Raw genomic sequence first — 701 nt, forward strand, 5'->3', positions numbered from 1 at the left:
CCCAGCTTGTCGGCCAGGGGCGTGATGACTTCGTTGAACTTCTCGGCAGAGCCCAGCGCACGACCACCGGAGACGATGATCTTGGCGGCAGTCAGCTCGGGCCGGTCGTTCTTGGTCACTTCGCGGCCTACAAAGGAGCTCTTGCCAGAATCGGCCACAGCGGCCACGGTTTCCACAGCGGCAGAGCCGCCTGTTGCTGCGGCTGCGTCAAAGCCGGTGCCACGCACGGTGATCACCTTGATGGCGTCGGCCGACTGCACGGTGGCAACGGCGTTGCCCGCGTAGATGGGGCGCTCGAAGGTGTCTGCAGACACTACAGCAGTGATGTCGCTGATCTGGGCCACGTCCAGTTTGGCGGCCACGCGGGGCGCTGCGTTCTTGCCCGAGGCGGTGGCGGGGAACAGGATGTGGCTGTAGTTGCCCGAAATGGCCAGCACTTGCGCGGCCACGTTTTCTGCCAGGCCGTCTTTCAAAGATGCGCCATCGGCGTGGATCACCTTGGTCACACCTGCGATCTGGGCCGCAGCTTGCGCAGCAGCAGCGGCGTTTTCACCAGCCACCAGCACGTGCACATCTCCACCGCAAGCCACAGCGGCAGTCACGGTGTTCAGGGTTGCGCCCTTGATGGAGGCGTTGTCGTGTTCAGCGATTACGAGAGAAGTCATTTCAACTCCAAAAATTCTTTACGTTCTTCAAAAGCG

General features: G+C 61.9%; 1 protein-coding gene. It reads right to left on the reverse strand.

Annotated features, from left to right (window positions below; translation table 11 throughout):
• A partial coding sequence (locus tag QEP11_RS14300) for an electron transfer flavoprotein subunit alpha/FixB family protein (protein WP_284337328.1) occupies window positions 1-665 on the reverse strand: 665 nt, incomplete at its 3' end.
• Between the last annotated feature and the right edge of the window lie 36 nt (window positions 666-701).

Origin of the sequence: Comamonas halotolerans (assembly GCF_030162935.1) — a bacterium.
Lineage (GTDB): Bacteria > Pseudomonadota > Gammaproteobacteria > Burkholderiales > Burkholderiaceae_C > Comamonas > Comamonas halotolerans.